Consider the following 23,785-nt stretch of genomic DNA (forward strand, 5'->3'; position numbering starts at 1 on the left):
CCATGATGCCCGTGAACGCCCGCCTCGCCGCGCTTGTCGCGGTGCTTGTCCTTCCTTGCGCCGCGCTGGCGCAGACCACGCCCCGCTCCGCCGTCTTCACGACGCTCGCTGCGCCCGGGGAGACCCAGGCGACCGTGGTGATGGACGAGGTCTCCGAGCTGCGCGTCCAGGTGCGCAACAACACCCGGAGCACGTCGCCGCAGTTCCGTCCCATCAACCAGGTCACGTTCACGCTGCCGACGGGCTACACGCTGCTGGAGAGCCCTCCTCCTCTTGGGTGGATGGTGGACCACACCATCGGGGTGCGACAGGTCAGGTACAACCTCCCGGTCAACTGCGCGTTGGCCGATGCCGGGCTGATGCAGAACGAGACGGCGACCTTCACCCTGCGGATGATTCCGCAGGTGAGCGGGGCCAACGCCGGAGGTCAGGAGTTCCCGGCGCTGACGGCACATGAGGCCTGCGGAAACCTGTCCTTCGCCACGAACCGGACTGAAGCCATCGCGGAGTGGCGTCGCGTGGGCTTGTCCACGCGGGTCGACATCCAGCCGCGGGTGCTGCCCGTAGGCGACGACCTCACCGCGCGCCTCGTCATCGAGAACCGGACCAGTCAGGCGGCCGCGCAGAACAACATCACGGCGGAAGGCCCCAGCACCGGCTCGGGCGGCGTCTCGTTCGAGATCGTCGAACTCCAACCCGCCAACTTCACGGTGAGCCTTCCGATCCGAGGCGCGGGCATCCTCTCCGCGCGAGCCACCACCCAGACAGGTGGGACCATGGTGGCCAGTGTCCGAGCCCTCAACACGAACAGCACGGTCACCTCCTCCGTGGCGGACAGCCCCGTGGTGAACGTGGGCGTGCTCGCGGCCTCCGCTGACGTGGACACCGTCCAGGCTTTCACGGGCGAGGCCGTGAAGGTGCGGCTCAGCGTCACCAACACGTCCACCACCGCGTCCTATCTGAACGTGACGCCCCGGGCGCCGGTCCTCGTGGGCACCGCCGTAGCGACCCTTGTTTCGGGTCCCAGCCCCGCGAGCGTGACGCGACTGGCTCCCGGCGTCTCCGCGCACTTCGTCTGGAGCTACACCCTCACCGGCGCCGAGTTCTCCCCGTATGCCTTCGACTTGCAGGCGGATGCGACGCTGAACGGAATCGCCGCGACGACGCAGGTGGTGCGCACGGGAGAGGGCCGCATCGTGGCGCATCGCCTGAAGGTGAGTCCGTCCGTGCTGGCGCCGGGCACCTTGACCAATCAGGTCGTGGTCTACACGGTCCAGAACCGAGGTCCCTTGCCTCTCGACGAGGTCTCGCTGCTGCGGCCCGCGGCGAACTACTTCACGTTCGTCGGCGGCAACCCGGCGGCTCCCGCGGGGTGGTCGGTGTCCAACAACGCGACGAGCTTCACCTGGGTGGCGAACAACGATGCCGCGCGCATCATGCCCGACCAGGAGCGCACCTTCACCGTGACGTACGCGACCGTCATCAACGTCGCCGCGCCCACGGCGTTCCGTCATCGGATGCACCTGCCCCGTGCGTACCCGTCCGAATCGGCCGCGCGCATCGAGGCGCCTGTCACCATCGCCACGGGTACCGCGCCGGAAGTCGAGCGCCTCACTGCGGTGGCGCGGGACGCGAGCGTGACGGTGACGTGGGACAACCCCGCCATGCACAATGGCGTGCTGGTGCTTCGCGCCGCGGGGGCCGCGCCCAACACGATGCCTGTCGCGGGTCGGACCTATGCCGCGGGCTCGACGCTGGGCAACGCCACCGTCGTCGCCTCCGAGAGCTTCAGCGCGACGTCCTCCATCACCGACACCACCGTCGTCAACGGCACCACGTACCACTACCGGGTGTTCAACACGGATGACGTGGGCCGCTACGCGCCCGGTAACCGACCCACGTCGGCGGCGCTCATCGCGACGCCCCGGGCTCGCGTGGGCGCGGCGGCGCTGTGGTGCTACTCGGTGGGCCTGTCCGCGCTCCTCCAGCCCATCACCGAGCTGGGCGCGGGGATCTTCAGCTCCTACAACGACTCGGTCGTCGCCAACCTCACCAACGTCACCACGCCCTCGGCTGATGGCGCCGAGCGCTGGCGTCCGCTCCCGCTGTCGGGCCTCATCGGCAGCCGTTTCCCGGTGGTGCCGCTCAACGGGCTGGCCGGGCAGTACATCCTCACCGCCGACCAGGCGGGCGTGGCCTATGCGATCAACGCCGCCACCGGCACGGTGCTGTGGCGCTGGGACAACACTGGCGCGCCCATTGGCATCATCCAGTCCTTCCCCGTGACGCAGCTCCACGACTTCGCGAACCCCGCGTACAAGGCCGCTCGGCCGAACGTGGACCTGGTGTTCTTCGCGACGCGGCTGGCGAACCCGGCCCTGAATCGCGTGGTGGCGCTCAACGCCCGGACGGGCACGTCCGTCTTCACCTACCAGCCCGGAGACCTGGGCATGGTGAGCGGCGGCATGGTGATCGACTACACCACCAACCGCCTCTTCATCGGCTCGAAGACGCATGGCGGCTCGACGGCCTCGCTCCGCGTCCTGAACACTCTGACGGGCGTGGAGGTGGCGCGACTGTCGCTCGGTGATCTGGACCACAGCCTGGTGCGCAATGCCGTGGCGAATCAGATCTTCGCGACCAACAGCGACGGTGTCGTGCACGCCGTGGACGCGGGCACCCTGGCGCCCGTGTGGAATGTGAATGTGGGCACGCGCCCCTCGCCGAGCACTCCCGCGTTCACCAGCTTCGTGCGCCCCCTGGGCGGCGGCTTCGTGGCCAGCCTCGCGAGCGGACAGGTGGCGTTCTGGGACTACGCGGCGCATGGAGCGGCGACGCCCACGCAGGTGTGGACCACGCCCATCGCGAATCCCTCTGGCACCTTCACCCTCAACTCCGCCGGCGTCGTCCGCATCTACGTGGGCAGCTCCGATGGGAAGGTGCACCAGCTCGAGATGATTGGCGGAGTGGACTCGCAGCAGGTGTCCATTGGCGCCGCGCAGCTCATCGGCACTCCGACCGTCGACAACACCGTCTCCCGACTGCATGTGGGCTCTCAGGACGGCCGCATCTGCGCCTTCCCGGTACCGTTCCCGTGAAAAATCCCTCGACTCCCTCGTCTTCTCCGTCGCCGACGGCGGAAGCTCCTCGGGCCACTTCGGCCCAGGCCACTCCGCCCTACGAGGCTCCCGCCATCCTGTGGGAGCAGCCCTTCGTCGCGCTCGCCGCCATGTCCCAGTGCAACATCCCCGGCGAATCGGAGTGCACGCCCTGAACGCGCCGGGAGCCGGCCCGTCCGGTCCCCAGCGCTCCGACGACGATGGCCTGGAGCTGTCCGGCCCGTGGCTCTCCATCGCCGGCTGGACGGTGGGCCTCGAAGTCCCGGACGCCCGTGTCCGGGAGCTGCTGCACCGCTCCCTCTCCGGCTTCGTGAGGGCCCCACCGCCGGCCGGTGTCCTGTTCTCCCGGCTGCGCCTCGTAGCCCCCTCCGTGGCCCGTCCCGAGCCGACGACTCGCGAGCTGCCCCGACCCTGGCGTGAGCAGGAGGGCTCGCTCCGGCTGGAAGGGGAGGACTACTCGGCGAGGCTCGACGCGGACGGCCTTCGCGGTGACGTGGTGGGCGCGGGTCGCTTTCCTGTCGAGGTGGTGCTGCGGGTGATGCTGGCGGCGGAGCTGGCACGACGCGGCGGATTGCTGGTGCATGGTGTGGCGCTGGTGCATGGCGAGACGGCGGCGCTCTTCACGGGGCACTCGGGCGCGGGCAAGAGCACCCTGGGTGGGCTGTGGATGGACGCGGGTGAAGCGCTGCTCTCGGATGAACTGGTGGCCGTGTGGCCCGATGCCGTCGATGGCACGTGGCGGGCCGCGGGCACTCCGTGGAACCTCGGGTTCCCTCGTGAGGCGAGGCTGCGAGCCGTGGGGACGCTGGCCTGGGATTCGAGCTCGCGCTGGGAGCAACAGCGTGCCGGGGACGTGGGCCGCGTGCTGGTGCACAATGCGCTGCTGTCCGAGGCTTCCCCGGCGGGCCGCGCGGCGCTGCTCGCCTCGGCGGGGAGGTTGTTGTCGGACGTGGAGCCGGTGCGGCTGGTGTTCTCGCCAGATGCGTCCGCCGCCGCCGTGGTGCGAGAGGCCCTGGGAGCATCGGGACATGGTTGAGGCACAGGAGGGGAGGCCGATGCTGACGGTGCTGGCCGGGCCGACGGCGTCGGGGAAGACGGCGCTGGCCCTGGAGCTGGCGCTGCGGCTGGGCGGGGAGATCGTCAGCGCGGACTCGCAGCAGGTGTATCGGCGCTTCGATGTCGGCACCGCGAAGCCCTCGACGGAGGAGCTGGCGGCGGTGCCGCATCACCTCGTGTCCGTGGTGGACCCGATGGAGACCTTCTCCGCCGCCGAGTACCAGCGTCGAGCGGACGCGGCCATCGCCGACATCACCGGACGAGGCCGGCCCGTCGTGGTTGTCGGAGGCACGGGGCTGTATCTGCGCATCCTGCTTCACGGAGTGGTGGACGCGCCGGGGGCACTGCCGGAGCTGCGCGCGGAGCTGGAGGCGCTCGCGGCGGAGCAGGGACGCGAGGCCGTGCACCACCGACTGGCCCAGGTGGACCCGGAGACCGCGGCGAAGCTGCCCATCCAAGACCTGGTGCGCGTGGTCCGCGCGCTGGAGATTCACGCGCAGACGGGAGTGCCCGCGTCCGAGTTCCGCAAGGCCCACGCCTTCGCTCCGGACCGGTATCCGTTCCGGTTCTACGTGTTGGACCCTCCGCGAGAGGAGCTGTACACCCGCATCAACACGCGCACCGAGGCCATGTTCGCCGCCGGGCTCGTGGAGGAGACCCGGGCACATCTGGAACGAGGACTTGGCGACGCGGCCCCGATGCGAAGCGTGGGCTACGTGCAGGCGCGCGCCGTGGTGGAAGGCCGCCTGTCCGTGGATGAGGCCATCCGAGACACCGCGCAGGAGACACGGCGTTACGCCAAGCGCCAGCTCACCTGGTTCCGGAAGGAGCCCGGCGCCGTCTTCATCCAACCTCCGTATGCCTCCCTGCGTGAGAGCACACCGAGCCTCCCTGGCTGAAGTCACCCTCCAGGGAGGGGCGAGGAGGGGAGGCGCGGGAAGAGGGGCCGTTGTCCCCGTGCGCGAAGGCACCCATGTTCGCCGCTGAATCTTTCCTCCAAGGGAGGCGGACCGACATGGACACCAGTTTCAAACGTGAACCCCTGACAGGTGACCGAAGCAAGGCCGCCTCGGCTGCCTGGGGCCCCCCCTTCGTACTGGGGCTGTTGATGGCCGTTCTTGGCTTTGTCGCGCTGGGCGCCTCGTTCCTCACGAGCCTGGTCTCCGTCATCCTCTTCGGCGCGCTGCTGGCCGGAACGGGTATCGCGGAGATTGTCTCCTCGTTCCGCGTCAGGAAGGCCGGTGGCCCGTTCTGGCTGTACCTGCTGAGCGGCGTGCTCTCCACGGTGGTGGGGTTCTTCGTCCTCGTGTACCCGGCGGCGGGCCTGGGGGCGCTGACACTCCTGCTCGCTGGCTACTTCTTCGCCAGTGGCCTCTTCCACGTGGTGACGTCGCTGATGGACCGCTATCCGCAGTGGGGCTGGGATTGCGCCTATGGCGTCATCTCCATCGCCCTGGGCGTCATCATCATGGCCCAGTGGCCCGTCTCCGCGGTGTGGCTGGTGGGGACCCTGGTGGGTATCTCCATCCTGATGCGTGGCATCGCGCTCATGGCCGGCTCGCTGGAGCTGCGCAAGGGCCTGCGTCGCGTCACCACGTAACCGGCACGTAGAAGGACGAAAGGGCACGGTGGCCATCAGGCACCGTGCCCTTTGTCGTGGGCCCATCGAGGGCACGGTGGTCCATGGCACCGTGCCCGTCGTCACCTCTCCCTAGAGCGCCGAACAGGTTAGGTCACGCCGCGAGCTGGAAGCGCGCGGCGACCTCAAGGTTTTGGACGACCGAGAGTCGCCTGAGGTCAAAGAGGTTGCGGCGCGTGCCTCGGTAACGGGCCTTCGGACCCTGGCGGTTGGCGAGATGAGCCAGGCGATGCTCGACGCCGACCCGCTCGCGGAGTTGTGCGCGGCCCGCGCGCGACTGCAGAAGTGAGCGAAGGCGATGCTGGAGCCGCTCGTCATCGCCCATCGTGACGCTGCGCCCCTTACCGGATGCGGCCTGGGTACAACTGGGGCGCAGCTTGCACGGTCCGCAGGCTTCCGGGTCGAAGTGCACGACGGCGCCGGGCTCGAAGGGCTCCACCTCACCCGCGGGGCACGTGAGGGTACCGTCGCGGATGTTCACTTTGAAGTCGCGCTTGCCGAACAGTCCCGGCTTCGCGCTGGCTCCTCGCCACGGCCGGCAGACGAGGTCGCCGCCGCTGGCCAGCACGTCCTCGGCCATCGTGCTGTTGAGGTATGCCCTGTCGACGAGCAGAACGTCGGGATAGAGGTCCTGGTGGGCCATGTCTTCCTGCAGTGCGTCCGTCGCCTCGTCTTCGGGGCGGTTGGCGGGTGACACGGCGCAGGCCACCACGAGCTCGGTGTCGAGGTCGATGCCGACGTGCTGCTTGTAGCCATTGAAGCGCTTGCTCTTGCTCTTACGCCCGTGGCGCATGTCGGCGTCCTCGATGGAGATGCGCCTGTCGGCTGCCACGCCTTGTCGAATCTGAACGCCTCCTTCGGGGCGAGGCTCGAGGTCCTGTTCGCGCACCTGCGCGAGCGCTTCGATGTAACGCGTCAGCGGCGCCTCGACGCACGACTTCGACTGCTTCGCCACCCAGGCCATGAGGCGGTCGAGTTGTCGGCACAGGCGATTGAGTGCGTCGAGCTTCGCGTCGGGCGCACTCCAGTCGATGTCGAGGCCGGCCTTGATGCTGCTGGCCCTCAGCAACGGCGCATCGGCCTGCTGACACACCTCCTCGACGTCAGTGCCGAGCGCGAGCGCCATGCACTCGGCCACCTTGCGGCCTGCGTGGCCGAGCAGGTTGATGGTGTCCTCAACCCGCCCGGCTCCCTCTAAAGGGCGGCTGTCGACCCCCACTCGCAACGTCTTCGGCGTCTTTTTCGAATCGAACCCCTTCGTCCGCTTCGCCACCTCGACGGTGTGCTCGAGCAGCCGACGGTCCATCTCGTGCGCGATGAGGCGCTCGCGGAACTGCTGCAGCCCGCCCTGCGAAAACGCGGGCGCGTCTTCTTCATCATCGAGCGTTCCGAGAACCAACCGCCAGCAGCGGTCGCTCGCCGACAGACGCACCGCTTCCGCATCGGAAGTCTGCAGGTAGGCCTGTAGCAACAGGCCCATGCACATCAGCGCAGGCGGCTGCGCGGCTTCACCCTGGCCCGTCTGTCGATACATCGACTCCAACTCGGCCTGAAAAGCGTCGTCGAACAACTCGTGCCGGTGCTCGCGCAGAAAGACGAAGAGCTTCCGACTCTTGCCGGCGAGCTTCAGGAGCTTCTGCTCGCGGGCACTGCACTCCATCGTGGGCTTCCATCGGTCCAAGTGGCACCTCCGTGAGGAGGTGACCTGAGCACTCGGCGACAGCCCGCGTCGACCGTGCTCGTAAGCGATCGATTTTCCTCGGGCTGATTCCTGATCGGCGCTCTAGGAGGCGGCGTAGCGGTCCGAGCCACCCGCGTCACTCGGCGGTCGCGTCGCGGCCTCGGACGTGGTGCTCGACGAGGTCAGCCGCCCGGTCAGGATTCGCAGCAGTCGCTCCGGATCCACGGGCTTGGGCAGGAAGGCCTCCGCGCCCGCGTCGAGCGCCCGCTGGCGGACGTGCGGGCGATTCAAGCCGCTCATCACCAGCACCCGTGTGTTCCGGGTGAGGGGATGCTGCTTCAAGCCCTCGCACAGTCGCAGCCCGTCCACCCAGTGCAGCACGACGTCGAGGATGATGGCCGTGGGCGGCCGTCGCGCCACCGCGCAGAACAGCGCCAGCTCGTCCGCGAACGCCACGACCTTCGCGCCCGAGCTCTCGAGCAGCGCCGTCAGCGCCTCGCGCGCATCGGGGTCATCGTCCACGACGTAGTACAGGTCCGGCTCCAGCTCCGGCACCGCCATGGGCACCGGCTCCATCGTCGTCCTCAGCCAGGAGCCCACCACCTCACGCAGGCCCGCCCAGCGCACCGCGCCCAACAGCGCCATCGGCGTGGGAGCACTCAGGCCCAGCACGCCACCGCCGTAGACGCCCGCCGACGTGCGCCGACCCTTCGCCGCGACGAAGGCCCCGGGCGCTCGCTTCCCAGCTCTCCGCAGCCAGGACGCCGCTCGGGCGCCCGCCGCCGCGTCCTCCAGCAGCTCGCACAGGCCCTCGCGGACATACCGACGCTCCAGCGCGGCGCCATCCAGTCCGCCATCCAGCAGCGCCACCGCCGCGCGACTGCACGAGGCCAGCGTCTCCGACAATCCCACCTGGAGCGGATGACCGAAGGCCGCGGGGCCCACGGCGATCTGCCCGGGCGCCACCAGCGTGCGCCCCGGTCCATAGGGCAGGCGGGTCGTCTCCAGCGCGGCCAGCTCGAACCCTTCCTCCAGCAGTCCATCCCGCGCGGCCATCATCAGCGCCTGGCACAGGTCGGCCGGCGTCACCGCCGGGCCAAAGGCCAGCGCATAGACGGAGTCCGCGCCCGGCAGGAGGAACAGCCCATCCACCGTGGGCAACGGCGCCACCCACAGCCTCGCCACGGGGGCGATCTCCAGCCTCGGCGATGCCTGGCGCAGCCGCGCCTGAACCGCGGCGACCGTGGGCGCGGGACGGAAGCCCGGGAAGAACGCGTCGCCCATCAGCGGCCCGGCGCCACCCGCCATGGCCACCGCATGGAAGCGCTCACCACCACCCTGCGCGCGGACCACCAGCGGACCCGCGCCTCGCACGGCCGCCGGCGCATCCGGGGCCGCGGGCTGCCGCTCCACGCGGTCCACATGCCGCTCGAGGAACCGTGCCCCCTGCGCGCTGGCCGCCGTGGCCAGGATGTCCCGCACTTGAGCCAGTCCACCTTGCCCTTGGGGCCAGCCGTCCACCACCCAGAGTCCACCAGGGGAGGAGGGCAGCAGCTCGCGACGTCCCTCGGCGATGATCTCCACGCCCCGCAGCTCGTGGGCGCGCCACTCGGTGGGGATGCGACAGCCCAGGGCGGCCAGGCGAGAGCGACACTCGGGTGTCAGCACCACGGGAGGCGCGGTGCGCTCCGACAGTCCTCCGGAGTAGACGCGCACATCGAGCGTCAGCCCCCGTGCCCTGCCATTGAAGAGCAGCGAGGCCGCCAGCCCCGCCCCCGCGATACCGCCCCCGACGACCGCCACCCTCGAACCGCTCGTCAGCCTGTTGCCCAGAATCATCCGCGCCCTCTAGCTTCCCACCGTCGCCTGCTTCGTCGCGTCCCGCGCTCAGTGTCTCTGCACGGGCGGCGCGAGCGCCGGACGGCCGAACACCACGACCCTGTCTCGACCTTCGCGCTTGGCCTCGTAGAGGGCCGCGTCCGCCGCCTTCATCAGCGCATCCGTGTCGTCCCGGGGTGTCTCCAATGTGTGGTCGGCGATGCCGACGCTCACGCTCAACCCGAAGGAAGCGGGGCGGCCGTCGCTCTTCTGCACGCCGACGGAACGCAGCCCGGTGCGGATGCGCTCGGCGAACACCGACGCCTCCAGTGCCGTCTGGTGGGGCAGCAGCGCCACGAACTCGTCGCCGCCGAAGCGCGCCGCGAAGTCCGACTCGCGCAGGTTGCCCTTGAGCTGGTTGGCCAGCGCGAGGATGGCCCGGTTGCCCACGTCGTGCCCCATCCCGTCGTTGATGGCCTTCAAGTGGTCCAGGTCGATGACCACCACGCTGAGCGGGTAGCCGTAGCGCTGGGCCCGGCGCAGCTCTTCTTCGAGCCGCACGGTGAGCGCCCGGAAGTTCGCCAGCCCCGTGAGGGCATCCGTCTGGGCGAGGATCTGGAGCCGCCGCTGCTGTTCACTCTGCCGCAGCGCCCGGTCGATCCGTGCCATCAGCTCCCTCGCGCTCGCCGGCTTGTGGATGAAGTCCACCGCGCCCAGCTCCAGGCAGCGCTCCAGCGTGGCCTCGTCCGCGTCCCCGGTCAGGAAGATGACCGGCGTGGACTCCGTGCGGGAGTCCTGCTGCAGCGCCTCCAACACCGCCAGCCCATCCCCTCCGGGCAGGAATCTGTCCAACAGCACCAGGTCGGGACGATGTTCGCTCGCCAACTCCAACCCCACGCCCGCATCCGCCGCGCCCAGGACGTCGAAGCGCGAGGCGAGCAGGTCCGACAGGCTCTCTAGCACGCTCGCATCGTCCTCGATGACCAGGAGGAGGGACCGCTCCGAGGTGCGCCCTCGCCGTTGCATGAACTTCTCCGCTTCGTTGGTCTCCCGGTGACTCGCGGTCCAGAGGTCTCGGATTCCACGCCCCACCAGGTGCTCTCGCCGCCCATGCGCCCCACGCGCATCCGCCACCGCCCGGTCCTGCGAGCACCCATCGCCACCCGCAACCTTCACCCGAGACCTCCGGCCGCCAAGCCCGACTGACGCGCCCGACAGGTGTCCAGCCCTGTCGACGCGCGTGGGCAAAGAGCAAGCAGCATGCCCTTGGAGCAGGCATGCGGCCTGGAGTCATTTCAGGGGGTTGCGGCGGTAGCGCTTCCTCGCGACGAAGGCGGATCGGAAGTCGTTCCAGCGTCAGGGCAGGGGAGGCGGTAGGAATTCCCGGGCGAGGGAGGGCGCGAACGCCCTCCACGCTCCTGGGATCAACGTCGGGTAACGAACTGCATGCGGCGTCCACCACCGCCCATGGGCGGCATCGTCGGCGGGGCCTCGAGCCCGAACTGCCACCACAGGGGCTCGTAGGGCTTCATCTTCAGCCGCTTGTCGTTCTGGAGCTGGGCGAGGCTGGCCTTCAGCTTCTCGTCCTTGGGGTTCTCCTCCACGCCCCGGCCGAGCACCTTGAGGGCCTCGTCCTTCTCCTTGTTCTGCAGGAGGCACCAGGCGTAGACGGCCCAGACGATGGCTTCCTTCTTCCCGCTCTTGGTGGCGGACTCGAAGGCGGTCTTCATCCCCGTGAAGTCCTTGCGCTGGTAGCGCAGGGCGCCCTCCATGGCCTTCGCCATGTAGTTGCGGGAGCTGCCCTTGCTGAAGGCCGCCTGCGCCCCGTCATGGTCCTTCACCATGTACTTCAGCATCCCAATCTGGGCGTGAATCTCCGGACCCACCATGAACTGCCACTTGTCATAGACGAGCCCCTTCTCGAGCGTCTTCACCGCTCGGTCGACCCGGCCCTGGGCGTCCTTCTGACTGGTGGGCTGGGACTGGAGGTCCTGTTGCACCGTCGTCATGAGGGCCTGGATGCGGGTGGCGACCCTCCGGGCCAGGAAGACGAAGGTGCCGACCATGGCGATGAGGCCAGGCACGAGGCCGGCCCAGATGGAGAAGCCGGCGAACTTCACCAGCAGCGCGACCACGATTCCCACTGCCAGCGAGATGAGCAGGTTGTACATGCGGGGCCCCTCATAGCGATGTGCGTCCGGCACCGCAATCTTCGGATGCATCCTTGCGACCGTCGCGGTATACGTCTGGCCGCTTCCGTAACAAACGGCCCTCTGTCGAAATTGGTAGACGAGGCGGACTCAAAATCCGCTGCGGCTGACCCCGCGTCCCGGTTCGAGTCCGGGGAGGGCCACTTCCCGAAGGGGGTGGGTGACTGGCATGGCACCGCCGGTTCCCCCGCCTGGGACCGTGGAGGACGTGCTCCGGTCAGGGGCGTTGGAGATACCCCGAGATGAAGGTTCTGCTGGTCGAGGACGACGCGAGCCTCCGGGAAGGGATGGGTGAGCTGATCTCCGACCTGGCGGAGGTTCGCTCGGTGGGAGACGTGAGCTCCGCGCTGGCGGCCCTGAGCCAGGAGCGCTTCGACCTCGTCGTGACGGACCTGCGCATCGGCGGCGGGGAGTCAGGCGGGCGCCTGGTGCTGGAGGCGGCTCGAAAGGGTCGGCAGGCGGTGGCCATCGTCAGCGCCGCGGCTCCGGAGGAAGTGGCCCGCGCGTTGCGGCCCTCGGTTCCGGACGGCGTGCTGGTGAAGCCCTTTCAAATCGAGGACATCCTCGGGCTGGTGGAGCGCTTCCTGGCGGTGCACCGCAACGTGGAGCTGGCCTCGCGAGGGCAGGTCCCCTCGGAGAGCGACTGGGTGGAGTGCGCGCCGGGGGTGCACCTGGCCTCGCCGGGAGCCAAGGCGGGCGGCGCCATCTGGGTGCGGGTGGCCGCGGAGGGACAGTGGGAGTGGGCGGCCCGGCCCCGCGGGCGGGAGGCGGCCCTGCTGCTGGAGGGCGAGCTGGAATTCGAGGGGACACGCTTCGTGGCCCCGGCGACGTTCTTCGTGGGTGCGGACGAGATGCCCGAGGTGCGCTCGCCCACCGGGTGTCTCGTCATCACGCTCGGCCTGGACGGTTGAAAGGGCAGGTTGGCACCCGTGGACACTGTTTGGCCTACAACTCCGCATGATGCGGCACGTCTCGGTCGTCCCTCGCGGAGGGCGGCGACGGCGGCGCTGGAAGCGCACATCGCGGTGCTGCGGGGAGATCCACTGAAGGCCGCGCTGGCCAATGCGCTGCGGGACGCGGATGGGCTCGGAGGCCAGGAGCGACGCTTCGCCGCGCTCGTCGTGCGCGAGCTGTCCCGACACCAACGCCTCTTGGACCTGGCGGCGAAGCTCCTGGGCCACCCGCCGGGAAAGCTGGTGATGGTGGAGGACCAGGCCCTGGTGCGGTACGCGCTGTGGCGGCGAGTCTTCTGTGGTGAGACCTGGGCGCGCATCGGCCCCGAGGTGCGACTGCCGGGGCCCATGAGGCCGCGCACCCTGAAGGACGAGGTGCTCCAGAAGGTGGTGGAGTCGGCGCTGCCCGAGGCGCCGCTGCCGGACTCCCACGTGGAGCGGCTCGCCATCCGGTACTCGTTCCCCAACTGGCTGGTGCAGAAGCTGGCGCAGGCGTACCCGGACGAAGCCACGCTGGAGGGACTGCTCTCTTCGCTCGACGAGGAGCCGGGCCTGCACTTCCGCGTCAGGCCTCCGGGCACGCGGGATGAAGTCCTGGCGGCGTTGGTGGAGGAGGGCGTCGCCGCGGAGGCGGTGCTCGCCGCGCCGGACGCGGTGCGCGTGGTGGATGCGAGCCATCGCGTCTTCGAGACGCGGATGATGAAGACGGGGCGGCTCCAGGTTCAGGACGTGGGCAGCCAGCTGATTTCAGAGGTCTGCCGTCCGGCGGGCGGTTCGCTGACGGGCCTCACCGTGGCGGATGTCTGCGCGGGCGCGGGCGGCAAGACGCTGGCGCTGGCGGACTTCGTCGGTCCTTCGGGCCGGGTGCTCGCGGGAGACCGCTCCCGCCGCCGGCTGGCCGAGGCCCGCGAGCGGGTGCGTCACTTCTCGCTGCGGCAGGTGGCCTTCCCCCATCCCTTGCCCCTGTCCGACGCGGACGTGCTGCTCATCGACGCGCCGTGCAGCGGCACGGGCTCGCTGGCGCGCGAGCCGGATCAGAAGTGGAAGCTCACCGCGCAGGAGATCGCCAAGTACCAGACGACGCAATCCGAGCTGCTGGAGGAGGTCTCCCGGCAAGCCAAGCCCGGAGCGCTCATCGTCTACGCGACCTGCTCGGTGTTGCCGGACGAGGACGAGGTCGTCGTCGAGGGCTTCCTCGCGAAGCACCCGGAGTTCACTTTGGAGCCTGTCTCTGACGTGCTCGGAGCGGAACGGGCCGCGCTCGCTGCTCACGGGCCGTACCTCAAGGCCCTGCCGCCGCGTGTACCGGGGGGCGGGTTCTTCGCCGCGAGGCTGCGCCGGACGACGGGGCAGGGTTGACAGTCCACGAGCCCACACGCTACGCCAGTCTTGGTTCTTCAAGGGGTGACACCCACGTGGCGGCCGACTCGAAGCAGTCCGATGTGGTGAAGCAGATCAACGAGGCCTTCGAGGCGGCGCAGGCCCGTCTGGCGCAGCTGCGCGAGGCGGTGGAGCGCAACACCGACCTGGCTCGCGCGAACGCCAAGGCCACCGTGCTGAAGGACCAGAAGGACCGTGCTCTCAAGGAGCTGGGCGACCTGGTCTACCGGCAGATCCAGAAGGGCAAGCTGGAGCTCCCCGCGGGCTTCGCGTCCGCGCTCAAGGGCATCGAAGCGGCCGAGCAGGCAGCCGAGGCGCATGCTCGCGAGCTCACCGATATCCTCCGGGAAGGTGAAGAGGTCGCCGAGCGGTTGAGGGTTGGAAAAAACGCACCGAAGCCTCAAACAGTTCTTGGCCCTGGGAACAAGAAACGGTAGAAGGCACCCACTTTCGACGTCGGCCGCGACCCAAGGCGGCCAGCAGCAAAAGACGGGGCTATAGCTCAGCTGGGAGAGCGCTTGAATGGCATTCAAGAGGTCACCGGTTCGATCCCGGTTAGCTCCACTCTGAAGTAGGAAGGCCCGCCCGGGAAACCTGGCGGGCCTTTTTCGTTTCCGATGGGTTCGTCGTGGCCTTCTCGGATATGGGGCCTGCGAGAGGTCGAGCCATGCGCAGACACCTGGATCGAGGCGTGACAGTAGCGCTGGTGCTCACGGCGGGGCTGTCAGCCGCCCAGTTCACACCAGGCTCCGCGGGGCAGGGTGGTGGCGCGACGCCAGGAACGACGGGGACCACCGGCGGCTCGACCACCGGTACCACCGGAACGGGAACCAGCGGCCAGTCGGGAACGGGGACGGGAAGCTCCACGCCCACGCCCACTCCCACGCCCGGCACGGGGACCACGGCCCCCACCACGCCGAGCACCTCCGCGCCGCAAGGGCCCTCTCCGACGACAGGCTCGGGAAGTGGCACGAGCCTGCCGCCCGGGCCGCCGACGATTGCACCGGAGACGGTGGACACCTCGACGAATCCCTCGGGAGGCCGCACGGTGTCTCCGGCGCCCATGCGAGAGACGGCGCGCGAGGCTCAGCAAGCCAAGGAGGGCGTGGCGCAGGTGCCGGACTCGGAGGCGCCGCCGGCCAAGGCCGCGCCCCTGACCCTGGCGCAGCTGGTGGAGCGTGCTCGCACGACGGACTCCCGCGTGGAGGAGGCGAGCGCCGAGCTGCGCAAGTTCGAGGCGCTCTACAAGCAGGCGCGGTGGGCGTGGTTCCCCAAGTTCGAGATCTCCGTGGGCGCGGGAGGCCCGGTGCCCGAGGCGCGCAACGACGGCCTCGGCGGGCCCCCCACCACCGAGGCATCCCTCGAGGGCGACACCAACCTCGGCAGGGTCGGAATCACCGTGTTCTCCTCTGGCAACGCCGTGCTGCCGCTCTACACGTTCGGCAAGCTGACGGCGCTGGAGAAGGCCGGCGCGCAGGGGCCCATCCTCGGCGCTGCGCTGCGTGAGCGCGCCCGGGACGAGGCGGGCTTCCAGGCCGCGCAGGCGTACTTCAGCTACCAGCTCGCGCGCTCCGGCGTGCAGCAGCTCGAGGACGTGTCCAAGCGACTGGAGGACGCCGCCGAGCGCATCGCCGGGCTCCTCAAGGAAGAGTCCCCGCAGGTGTCCCAGGTGGACACGTACAAGGTCCGCTTCTTCCGCCAGATTGTCGAGGCGCAGAAGGCGAACGCCATCCAGGGTCGCGCGCTCGCGATGACTGCCATCGGCGTGCTGGCCAACGCGGCCCCGGGCGCGGCGGTGGACATCGTCGAGGAGGACCTGGCGCCCGAGTCCGAGATACAGCCCCCCTCACTGGAGCGGGCGCTGGCGCTGGCCGAGCAGTACCGGCCGGAGCTGACCGCCATCGCCGCCGGCATCGTCGCTCGCGAGTCCGAAGTGCTCATTCGCGAGCGGGCCTACTTCCCGGACCTGGGCCTGGCGGGCTTCTACGACGTGCGCTTCACCACCAGCGCCACGCGGCAGCGAAGCCCCTTCGCGTATGACCCGTACAATGATCGCACCGCCGGCCTGGGCCTGGTGGTGCGCGGGACGTTCGACATCCCCATCAAGGATGCGCAGTTGGATCAGGCGCGGGCGGAGCTCGACAAGCTGCGCGCGCAGGAGAAGCAGATCCACGCCGGCATCCGCCTGGAAGTGACGAAGGTGCACGGCGAGCTGGTGGCAGCGTGGGCCCGCGCCAAGGCCTTCACGGACGCGGAGAAGAGCGCGCGTCGCTGGGTCACCGCCGCGTTCGCGGCCTTCGACCTGGGAACGGGAGAAACGCGCGATTTGGTGGACGCCTTCACGGCCTATGCGCAGGTTACAGGCGACCGGTCGAAGAGCTGGTTCGACGTCCGGTTGGGAATGGCGGCCCTCGCCCGTGTCACGGGGACGCCACCCGCCCCAGGTGAATAATCGGGGCGCCGCGTCTGTCCGCTGTACCGTCCTCCTTCACGGAGTCGAAAAGCCATGATTGCTTCCCTGCTTGCCGCCACCCTGCTTGCCGCGGCGCCTGGTCCCCTCTCAGTCGTGAAGTCCGGGAACGCGGATGTGCAGAAGGCCGCCAACGCGCCCGGCGCCACCGTTGAATCCCTCGCCACCGTCGTCGAGAAGTTCGTCGACTTCCAGGAGCTGGCGAAGCGCGCCCTCGGAGACAAGACGTGGGCCTCGCTCACGCCCGCCCAGCGCAAGGACTTCTCCGAGACGATGACGGGGCTCCTGCGCGCCTCCTACGCCCAGAAGGCCATCGGCCAGGCCCAGGCCGACGTGAAGTACGGCGAGGAGTCCATCAAGGGCGCCGAGGCCACCGTCAACACGACGCTCACCCTCAAGAAGGACCAGATTCCCGTCGACTACCGCCTCTACAAGACGACGGGCGCGAAGAGCGACTGGCGCATCTACGACGTCGTCACCGACGAGGTGTCCCTCGTGGACACGTACAAGGGCCAGTTCCAGAAGCTGCTGAGCACCAAGGGCTTCGACGGCCTGCTCTCCACCTTGAAGACCAAGCGGGCTCAGTTGGAAAAGGAGAACGCCGCCAACTCCGCCAAGGGTGCCTCCGGAGCAGCGGGCTCGGCGACGGGCGGCTCGGCCGGCCCGACGAAGTGAGCTGAGTCGGACCTCGCATCACCCGAGACACTTCGAGGCCGGGGCTCCCATGCGAGGGGCCTCGGCCTTCGTCATTTCAGGTGCGCGCGAGCTGCTGGTACGACGCGAGCGTCCCGACGAGTCCCTGGGCCAGGGAGATGGTGGGCAGGAAGCCCAGCTCGCGAGAGGCGCGCTCGGTGCTGCAGGTCCACGCGGCGCAGGTCATCTCCCGCACCTTGTCGCGGTTGAGGATGGGGGTGATTCCGCGCAGCCGGGCGATGACCTCGGAGCCCAGGCCAATCATGTAGCCCACGCTGTCGGGCACCGGCAGCACGGTGGGCGCCTTGCGTCCCAGGGCCTGGGCCACCGCGGCGCACAGCTCCTCCCAGGTGTACTCGACGCCGTCGGACACGGTGTACACGCCGCGCGCCGGGTCCGCCTTGTCCAGCGTGGGGCCTCGCTCGGCCGCCGCGAGCAGCGCGGTGTTCAGGTCATCCACGTGGATGAGCGAGTAGCGCTTGGGCCCGAAGCCGCTCTTGAGCGCCAGCCCTCGCTCCGCCATGGGAATCACGGAGGGGATGAACTCCACGTCACCCGGGCCGTAGACCATGGGAGGCCGGACGATGACGGAGGGCACCCGGTCCGCCAGCTCGCGCACGGCGTCCTCGCCGCCCAGCTTGCTGCGGCCATAGATGGAGACGGGCGCCGGAGGGTCTTCCTCACGGCGCGGGCGCTCGGGCGTGGACGGCCCCGCGGCGGCCAGCGACGAGCAGTAGACGAGCCGGGGAGGGCGGGGGAGCGACGCCATGGCCTCCGCGACGCGGCGGGTGCCATTCGCGTTGCCCTCGAAGTAGCCCGCGGGCTCCCGGGCCTTGGTGACGCCGGCCAGGTGCAGGACGCAGTCGACGTCGCGCACGGCCTCGGCCAGCCCCTCTCCCGTCGTCAAATCTCCCACGGCGAACTTCGCGCCGAGCGCCGCGAGCGCATCGCGACGAGAGCTTTGGCGCACAAGCGCGGTGAGCGAGTCACCTCGCTCGACGATACGGCTCGCGAGCCGCTGGCCGATGAAGCCAGTGCCACCGGTGAGGAGGAAGCGCACGTGGAGACTCCAGGAGGAGGGTTACAGCGGGCGCTGGTAGATACGGTACGCCTTGGAGCGCTGGCCGCCCATCGACTCGATGGCGCGGTTGACGAGGTGGTTGTCCTCGAGCGTCCAGGAGATCTCTCCACCGGAGTACCCGAGCCGGTGCGCGGTGCGCAGCGTGTCCAGGTACAGGATGGCGTCCAGCCCTCGGCGTCGGTAGCCCTCCTTGATTCCGAGGGTGATGAGCCGCAGGCGGCGGATGCTTCGCGAGGCGAGCGCCAGCTTCACCAGGCCGATGGGCAGGCCGAACGTCGTCAGGCGCCCGTTGGCGGCCTTGAGCGCGTGGTTGGCGTCCGGCAGCGTCATGGAGAAGGCAACAGGCTCGCCCTTCACCTCGGCGATGAGCACCAGCTCCGGCCGGACGATGGTCTTCATGTCCTTGGCCAGGTGGTCGAACTCCCGGTCCGTGAAGGGCACGAAGCCCCAGTTCTTCTCCCAGGCCGAGTTGTAGATGTCGCGGATGCGATCGACTTCGTTGGCGAAGTCCTTGAGGTTCACCGCGCGCACCGTGATTCCCTCGCGCTGGCGCATCTTCTCCGCGATGCGCACCACCTTCTCCGGCGGCTCCGCGGACGCTGACAGCTCGTAGGCGAACAGGTCCTTCGCCTTCACCAGCCCGCACGCCTCCAGCAGCGTGGCGTAGTAGGGCGGGTTGTACGGCATCATGACGGCCGGCGGCGCGTCGTGCCCCTCGATGAGCAGGCCCCAGTCCTGGTTGGACGAGAAGTTGGCCGGCCCGAGCATGGAGTCCAGCCCGCGCTGCTTCAGCCACGCCCCCGCCGCGTCCAGTAGCAGCCGCGCGACGCCCGCGTCATTCACGCACTCGAAGAGGCCGAAGAAGCCCTCCTTGGTGCCGTGGATCTCCTGGTGGCGCGGGTTGCGGATGGCGGCGATGCGGCCCACCACCTCCTGGCCCCTCCGGGCGAGGAACAGCTCCACCTCGCCGTACTCGAAGAAGGGGTTCTTCTTCGTGTCCAGGAAGTCCTTGCGCTCCATCTCCAGCGGCGGAACCCAGTTCGGATCACCCGCGTACAGCGAGGAAGGGAAGCGGATGAACGTCATCCGCGCCGAGGCACCCCGCACGGGCGTCACCAGGACGTCCGAGGGAAGGGGAGGGAGGACAGGCTGCGTCGCGGGCTGCTCGGCGGGGAGGGCCATGGTGGATCAGGACCTCTCGGCGGGGTTGCCGTCGGTGCCGTTGCGCATGAAGAAGTGGGCGCCCTTCTCCAGGAGGAGGCCGGGCAGCGTGCCGCGCTTCTCCCACAGCTTCATGGGCGCGGAGCGGAGCTGACGCAGGTCCTCCGGCTGGAGGTTGGCCGCGCGCCAGGTGAGCTGCTCCACCGCGTCGAAGATCTTCCCGGCCACCTCGCGCGACGACATGCGCTGGAGCTGCTCCAGGGTGATGCCACCCTTGTCCGCGAGCAGTCCGGCGGAGCCCGCCGCCCACTTCTCGCTCGCCTTGTTGGAGCGCACGGACGTGCCCGGGCGGGCGATCTGCACCGGCTCGTACACCGAGGGGCGCGTCTCCGGAATCACGCCCAGCTTGCGGCCGATGGTCTCGAAGGTGTCCAGCACCCGATCCAACTGCGCGTCGGTGTGCGTGGCCATGTACGAGGTGCGGATGAGCGCGTGGCCCGCCTCCACCGCCGGCGGAATCACCGGGTTGGCGAAGACGCCCGCCTCGTGCAGCGCGCGCCAGAAGCGGAAACACTTCACCTGGTCGCCGATGTGCACCGGAACCACGGGCGACACCGAGACGCCGGTGTCAAAGCCCATGGCGCGGAAGCCGTTGTGCATCTTCTCCGCGATGTCCAGGAGGCGCGCACGGCGCTGCGGCTCCGCCTCGATGATCTCCAGCGCCTTGAGCGCCGAGGCGATGGACGCCGGCGTCATGGACGCGGAGAAGATGACCGAGCGGGACTTGTGACGGATGTAGTTGATGACGTCGAACGGACCGGACAGCACGCCGCCCAGCGACGCGAAGCTCTTGGAGAACGTCCCCATGACGAGGTCCGTCTCCTTCTCCAGGCCGAAGTACTCCGAGGTGCCCCGGCCCTTCTCGCCCAGCACGCCCATCGCGTGCGCGTCATCCGTCATCACCCGGGCGTTGTACTGCTTCGCCAGCTCGGTGATGCGCGGCAGGTTGCAGACGTCTCCCTCCATGGAGAAGACGCCGTCGGTGATGATGATCTTCCCCGCGTTCGGATCCGCCTGGGACAGGAGCTGCTCCAGGTGGTCCATGTCGTTGTGGCGGAACTTGCGCTCGGTGGCGAAGGACAGACGGATGCCGTCCACCAGCGACGCGTGGTTCTGCCGGTCGCTGAAGACGATGTCGTGCCGGCCGAGGATCGACGCCAGCGCCAGGTTCGTCTGGAAGCCCGTGGAGATGACCAGCGCCGACTCGCGGTTGAGGAACTTCGCCAGCCGTCCCTCCAACTCCTCATGCAGCGCCAGCGTGCCGTTCAACAGTCGCGAGCCCGAGCACGTCGTACCGAACTTCTCCGTCGCCTTGATCGCCGCTTCCTTCACGCGCGGATCCGCGGACAGACCGAGGTAGTTGTTGGAACCGACCATGATCACCCGCTTGCCCTCGATCTCCACTTCCGTGGCGCCGTGCGACGCCTCGATGACGCGGAAATAGGGGTAGAGGCCGGTGGCCTTCGCGATGCGGTAGTCCTTCCAGTTGCTGCACTTGTCGAAGACGTCGCTCATGGTGTTCTGTGGTCTTTCTGTATGTCTGCGTCGGGGGAGGGTTTGTCGCCTGTCAGGCGGATACGAACTCCGGTCGCCGCTCACCATGCAGGGCTCATTCCGAGCCGGGGGCAACCTTGCGTCCGTCGACCTCCCTCGGGGGACGCGGGGCGGTGAATAAAGAGGCCGAGGGACAGTGTCAAGGCGCGGACTGTCGCTTGAGTCCCATGCGAGAGTCCCTTTGAGGTCCATGCCTTGACAGCACCATCGCTTTGGTGGCACCCCGCCGCTCCACACCGTCTTCCAGTGGATAATGGAAAGCACCGTGTGTACTCGGCCGCACGTCCGGCGGCACCTGAATGACGGGCGGAAGGCTTTCCTGCGGCCCGTTGTTTGCGGGGGCCAAGAGTGGCCGGGAATTTGCTATGCCCGGCCTTCATCGAGGAGTGGACGGTGGCCAGGTCTCTGCGGCAACGGTGGTTCGAGGGGTTCATCCAGACGGCGGTCTCCCGGCCCTGGTACGTGCTGCTGATCTGCGCATTGCTGGCCGCCGGGGGTATGGCACTGGCGTCGCGGTTGGAGTTTCGTGGCTCATTCGTGGAGCTGCTCCCGCAGGGTGCCCGTGAAGTCCAGGACCTGACACGCGTGTCGCAGAAGGCGGGTGGGGACGGGTACCTGGTCATCGTCGCGAAGGGAGACACGCCGGAGCGGCTGAAGGCTTACGCGAGCGAGCTGAAATCGCGGCTGGAGGCGCTGCCGGAGGTCCGCTACGTCGAGCACAACTACGACGTGGAGTTCTTCCGCCGTCACGGGCTGCTCTTGCTGCCCGCGGAGAAGCTGGTGGAGCTGCGCACGGAGCTGGCGGCGCGGGTGCGCTACGAGCGGCAGCAGGCCAATCCCTTCTACATCGACCTGGGGGCCACGCCTCCGCCGCCCACGTTCGAGGAGATTGCCCGCAAGCACTCGCCCAACGCGCCGGTGAACGAGTACCTGGCCAACGCGGACGGGACCGAGGTCTACCTCATGCTCAAGCCCATGGGGACGGCGGGCGATTTGTCCTTCGCGCGCCGCTTCGTGGAGCTGGCCATGGGCACCGGCCGGACGCTGGCCTCGGAGCGCTTCCCGGACGTGAAGCTGGAGGCCACGGGCAACTTCCAGAACCGAATCGAAGAGGACGCGGTGATGCGCGGTGACTTGTCCCGCGCCGGCACGCTGTCCGCGCTCATCGCGATAGGGCTCATCCTGCTGGCCACCCGGCGCATCGCCGCGCTGGCCGTCGTCGGAGTGCCCGTCGTCGTCGGCCTGCTGGTGACGTTCGGCGTCGCGCAGCTCGCCATCGGCCACCTCAACGTGGTGACGGGCTTCCTGGTCGCCATCCTCATCGGCCTGGGCATCGAGTACGGCGTGCACCTGTGCATGCGCTACTGGGAGGAGCGGCGGACGCGCTCGGCGCGCGACGCGCTGGCCACGGCGGTGCGCGGCACGTTCAGCGGCGCGCTCACCTCCGCGGTGACGAACGCGGCGGCCTTCTTCGTGCTGCTCCTGGCCCAGTTCCACGCCTTCAACCAGTTCGGCTTCCTGGCGGGCCTGGGCGTGCTGCTCGCCGTCTTCGCGGCCTATGCGCTGGGCCCGTCGCTGCTGGCCATCGCGGAGCGGCTGCGCCCCGCGCGCAAGGACAGCGAGCCTGAGTCCACGGAGGTCGTTCAGGCCGCGGCGGTGGCCCCTCCGACTCCGGCGCGCGAGTGGCGGCGCTGGCCCACGTCGGTCATCGCGCTGATCGCCCTGGCGGTGGTCGGCTTCGCCGCGTTCTCCGTCTCCATCGCCCCGCGCCTGGGGTTCGAGACGGACATGCGCAAGCTCAAAGGCGACTCGCCAGCTTCGCGGCTGGATGACCACGTCACCGAGCAGCTCGGGCAGCCGCTCAATCCAGCCATCTTCCTGGTCGATGACCTGACCCAGGCGGCGAAGGTGGAAGAGGTCATCGCGGAGGTGAAGCAGCGCAACGGCGCCGACTCCGTGTTCCTGCGCACCACGTCCTTGAACGACCTGGTGCCTGGGGACCTGGAGCGCCGGCAGAAGGAGATCTCCGGCATCCGGACGCTGCTCCAGGGCCTGCCCGAGGCGGCGCGCGAGGACCCGCGCCTGAAGGACTTCGAGCAGATGGTGGAGGCGAAGCCGTATGGCATGGACTCGCTGCCGGCGGAGGTGCGCCATCGCTTCCTGGCCACCGATGGCCAGGGCACCTTCCTGCTCTTGTTCCCATCGGTGTCCAACTACGACACGGCGGACTTGAAGCGCTGGGCCGCGCAGATTGACCAAGTGGTGGAGGGCGCGACGGCGCGGGGCGTGGAGCTGTCGGTGCTGGACAGCAACCGCATCGCCGCGCGCATCTTCGCGCTGGTTCAGGGGGACGGCTCGCTCATCCTCGGCGCCGCGGCGGCGGTGGTGTTCTTCGTCATCCTGCTGAGCCTGCGCAGCCTGAAGCGCGCGCTGCTGGTGACGGGGCCGCTGTTCCTGGGCATGACGTGCCTGGCGGGCGGCATGTACCTGTTCGACGTGCAGCTCAACTTCATCAACGCCGTGGTGCTGCCGAATCTCCTGGCCATCGCCGTGGACAACTCCATCCACCTGTATCACCGGTACGAGGAGGAGGGCCCCGGCTCGCTCGGCAAGGTGGTGCGGCACACGGGGCTGGCGGCCGTGGTGGCCACGCTGTCGAACGCGGCCGGTTACGGCGCGCTGCTCGTGGCCAACCACCAGGGCCTGCGCAGCATCGGACAGATTGCGCTACTTGGGGTCGTGTGCACCTTTTTGGGGACCACGGTCTTCTTCCCCGCGCTGCTCGCTCTCTTGGAGCGCTGGAAGGAGAGGAAGGGCTCGGTCGTGCGGGAGGGCGCCGTCGTCCGGAGTCTCGAACTCGACATGGCCGGCCAGAACGCCGCGCCATCGGCGGAGCGGAAATCGGCGTGA

General features: G+C 69.1%; 18 protein-coding genes and 2 tRNA genes. 13 read left to right on the top strand and 7 right to left on the bottom strand.

The features are described 5' to 3' along the window. Window positions 1-2 precede the first annotated feature (2 nt). The 5 genes from ACN469_RS30135 (at window position 3) to ACN469_RS30155 (ending at window position 5,775) form a co-directional block, all read left to right on the top strand. A complete protein-coding gene (locus tag ACN469_RS30135) occupies window positions 3-3,098 on the top strand; it encodes a PQQ-binding-like beta-propeller repeat protein (RefSeq protein WP_498773403.1) in 3,096 nt (1,031 codons plus the stop codon). Continuing rightward, window positions 3,095-3,274: a hypothetical protein gene (locus ACN469_RS30140; protein ID WP_498773405.1), complete on the top strand. Its 180-nt coding sequence runs from the start codon at window positions 3,095-3,097 to the stop codon at window positions 3,272-3,274. Before ACN469_RS30135 ends, ACN469_RS30140 begins: the two co-directional genes overlap by 4 nt. After that, window positions 3,262-4,155: a hypothetical protein gene (locus ACN469_RS30145; RefSeq protein ID WP_498773407.1), complete on the top strand. Its 894-nt coding sequence runs from the start codon at window positions 3,262-3,264 to the stop codon at window positions 4,153-4,155. Before ACN469_RS30140 ends, ACN469_RS30145 begins: the two co-directional genes overlap by 13 nt. Then, window positions 4,148-5,074, top strand: a complete 927-nt coding sequence (gene miaA / locus ACN469_RS30150; protein WP_498773409.1) for a tRNA (adenosine(37)-N6)-dimethylallyltransferase MiaA — start codon at window positions 4,148-4,150, stop codon at window positions 5,072-5,074. Before ACN469_RS30145 ends, miaA begins: the two co-directional genes overlap by 8 nt. Before the next feature lie 116 nt (window positions 5,075-5,190). After that, window positions 5,191-5,775 (top strand): HdeD family acid-resistance protein, encoded by a 585-nt coding sequence (locus tag ACN469_RS30155; RefSeq protein WP_498773411.1) that lies wholly within the window; start codon window positions 5,191-5,193, stop codon window positions 5,773-5,775. Between the two features lie 133 nt (window positions 5,776-5,908). Here ACN469_RS30155 and ACN469_RS30160 read toward each other — a convergent pair whose 3' ends face one another. From ACN469_RS30160 to ACN469_RS30175, 4 genes are all read right to left on the bottom strand, one after another. Then, window positions 5,909-7,495, bottom strand: coding sequence for an IS1182 family transposase (locus ACN469_RS30160; protein WP_498765577.1), 1,587 nt, complete (start codon window positions 7,493-7,495; stop codon window positions 5,909-5,911). Window positions 7,496-7,597: 102 nt separating this feature from the next. Beyond that, the gene (locus ACN469_RS30165) at window positions 7,598-9,334 is read right to left on the bottom strand and encodes a response regulator (RefSeq protein WP_498773413.1); all 1,737 of its coding nucleotides are present in this window, start codon (window positions 9,332-9,334) and stop codon (window positions 7,598-7,600) included. A 48-nt stretch (window positions 9,335-9,382) separates the two neighbouring features. After that, a complete protein-coding gene (locus tag ACN469_RS30170; RefSeq protein ID WP_498773479.1) occupies window positions 9,383-10,339 on the bottom strand; it encodes a diguanylate cyclase in 957 nt (318 codons plus the stop codon). Window positions 10,340-10,737: 398 nt separating this feature from the next. Beyond that, window positions 10,738-11,484: a tetratricopeptide repeat protein gene (locus ACN469_RS30175; protein WP_498773481.1), complete on the bottom strand. Its 747-nt coding sequence runs from the start codon at window positions 11,482-11,484 to the stop codon at window positions 10,738-10,740. 96 nt (window positions 11,485-11,580) lie between these two features. Here ACN469_RS30175 and ACN469_RS30180 point away from each other — a divergent pair. The 7 genes from ACN469_RS30180 (at window position 11,581) to ACN469_RS30210 (ending at window position 17,001) form a co-directional block, all read left to right on the top strand. Continuing rightward, a tRNA-Leu gene (locus ACN469_RS30180) sits at window positions 11,581-11,666 on the top strand. Between the two features lie 99 nt (window positions 11,667-11,765). Next, window positions 11,766-12,434, top strand: coding sequence for a response regulator (locus tag ACN469_RS30185; RefSeq protein WP_498773415.1), 669 nt, complete (start codon window positions 11,766-11,768; stop codon window positions 12,432-12,434). A 114-nt stretch (window positions 12,435-12,548) separates the two neighbouring features. Then, window positions 12,549-13,835 carry an RsmB/NOP family class I SAM-dependent RNA methyltransferase gene (locus tag ACN469_RS30190; protein ID WP_498773483.1) on the top strand — a complete coding sequence of 429 codons (1,287 nt, stop codon included), beginning with the start codon at window positions 12,549-12,551 and terminating at the stop codon, window positions 13,833-13,835. A 56-nt stretch (window positions 13,836-13,891) separates the two neighbouring features. Beyond that, window positions 13,892-14,293: a hypothetical protein gene (locus tag ACN469_RS30195; RefSeq protein WP_498773417.1), complete on the top strand. Its 402-nt coding sequence runs from the start codon at window positions 13,892-13,894 to the stop codon at window positions 14,291-14,293. Between the two features lie 54 nt (window positions 14,294-14,347). Next, a tRNA-Ala gene (locus tag ACN469_RS30200) sits at window positions 14,348-14,420 on the top strand. A 103-nt stretch (window positions 14,421-14,523) separates the two neighbouring features. Beyond that, window positions 14,524-16,308 carry a TolC family protein gene (locus ACN469_RS30205; RefSeq protein WP_498773419.1) on the top strand — a complete coding sequence of 595 codons (1,785 nt, stop codon included), beginning with the start codon at window positions 14,524-14,526 and terminating at the stop codon, window positions 16,306-16,308. A gap of 54 nt (window positions 16,309-16,362) precedes the next feature. After that, window positions 16,363-17,001 (top strand): MlaC/ttg2D family ABC transporter substrate-binding protein, encoded by a 639-nt coding sequence (locus ACN469_RS30210; RefSeq protein WP_498773421.1) that lies wholly within the window; start codon window positions 16,363-16,365, stop codon window positions 16,999-17,001. A 76-nt stretch (window positions 17,002-17,077) separates the two neighbouring features. Here ACN469_RS30210 and ACN469_RS30215 read toward each other — a convergent pair whose 3' ends face one another. Genes ACN469_RS30215 through ACN469_RS30225 form a run of 3 tightly spaced genes read right to left on the bottom strand, consistent with a single transcriptional unit; the run spans window position 17,078 to window position 20,836 of the window. Then, window positions 17,078-18,079, bottom strand: a complete 1,002-nt coding sequence (locus ACN469_RS30215) for an NAD-dependent epimerase/dehydratase family protein (protein WP_498773423.1) — start codon at window positions 18,077-18,079, stop codon at window positions 17,078-17,080. A gap of 21 nt (window positions 18,080-18,100) precedes the next feature. Then, a complete protein-coding gene (locus ACN469_RS30220) occupies window positions 18,101-19,282 on the bottom strand; it encodes an N-acetyltransferase (protein ID WP_498773425.1) in 1,182 nt (393 codons plus the stop codon). 6 nt (window positions 19,283-19,288) lie between these two features. Beyond that, a complete protein-coding gene (locus ACN469_RS30225; protein ID WP_498773427.1) occupies window positions 19,289-20,836 on the bottom strand; it encodes an aminotransferase class I/II-fold pyridoxal phosphate-dependent enzyme in 1,548 nt (515 codons plus the stop codon). A 432-nt stretch (window positions 20,837-21,268) separates the two neighbouring features. On the opposite strand from ACN469_RS30225, the gene ACN469_RS30230 reads away from it, so the two are divergent. Further along, entirely contained in the window at window positions 21,269-23,785 is a 2,517-nt protein-coding gene (locus tag ACN469_RS30230; RefSeq protein WP_498773429.1) for an efflux RND transporter permease subunit, read from the top strand.

Origin of the sequence: Corallococcus terminator (assembly GCF_049194865.1) — a bacterium.
Classification (GTDB): domain Bacteria; phylum Myxococcota; class Myxococcia; order Myxococcales; family Myxococcaceae; genus Myxococcus; species Myxococcus terminator_A.

Excerpts from the sequence above, each read along its gene's own strand:
- ACN469_RS30135 (WP_498773403.1), top strand. The coding sequence starts at position 3 with ATGATGCCCGTGAACGCCCGCCTCGCCGCGCTTGTCGCGGTGCTTGTC.
- miaA (WP_498773409.1), top strand. The coding sequence starts at position 4,148 with ATGGTTGAGGCACAGGAGGGGAGGCCGATGCTGACGGTGCTGGCCGGG.
- ACN469_RS30155 (WP_498773411.1), top strand. The coding sequence starts at position 5,191 with ATGGACACCAGTTTCAAACGTGAACCCCTGACAGGTGACCGAAGCAAG.
- ACN469_RS30165 (WP_498773413.1), bottom strand. The coding sequence starts at position 9,334 with ATGATTCTGGGCAACAGGCTGACGAGCGGTTCGAGGGTGGCGGTCGTC.
- ACN469_RS30170 (WP_498773479.1), bottom strand. The coding sequence starts at position 10,339 with ATGCAACGGCGAGGGCGCACCTCGGAGCGGTCCCTCCTCCTGGTCATC.
- ACN469_RS30175 (WP_498773481.1), bottom strand. The coding sequence starts at position 11,484 with ATGTACAACCTGCTCATCTCGCTGGCAGTGGGAATCGTGGTCGCGCTG.
- ACN469_RS30185 (WP_498773415.1), top strand. The coding sequence starts at position 11,766 with ATGAAGGTTCTGCTGGTCGAGGACGACGCGAGCCTCCGGGAAGGGATG.
- ACN469_RS30205 (WP_498773419.1), top strand. The coding sequence starts at position 14,524 with ATGCGCAGACACCTGGATCGAGGCGTGACAGTAGCGCTGGTGCTCACG.
- ACN469_RS30210 (WP_498773421.1), top strand. The coding sequence starts at position 16,363 with ATGATTGCTTCCCTGCTTGCCGCCACCCTGCTTGCCGCGGCGCCTGGT.
- ACN469_RS30220 (WP_498773425.1), bottom strand. The coding sequence starts at position 19,282 with ATGGCCCTCCCCGCCGAGCAGCCCGCGACGCAGCCTGTCCTCCCTCCC.
- ACN469_RS30225 (WP_498773427.1), bottom strand. The coding sequence starts at position 20,836 with ATGAGCGACGTCTTCGACAAGTGCAGCAACTGGAAGGACTACCGCATC.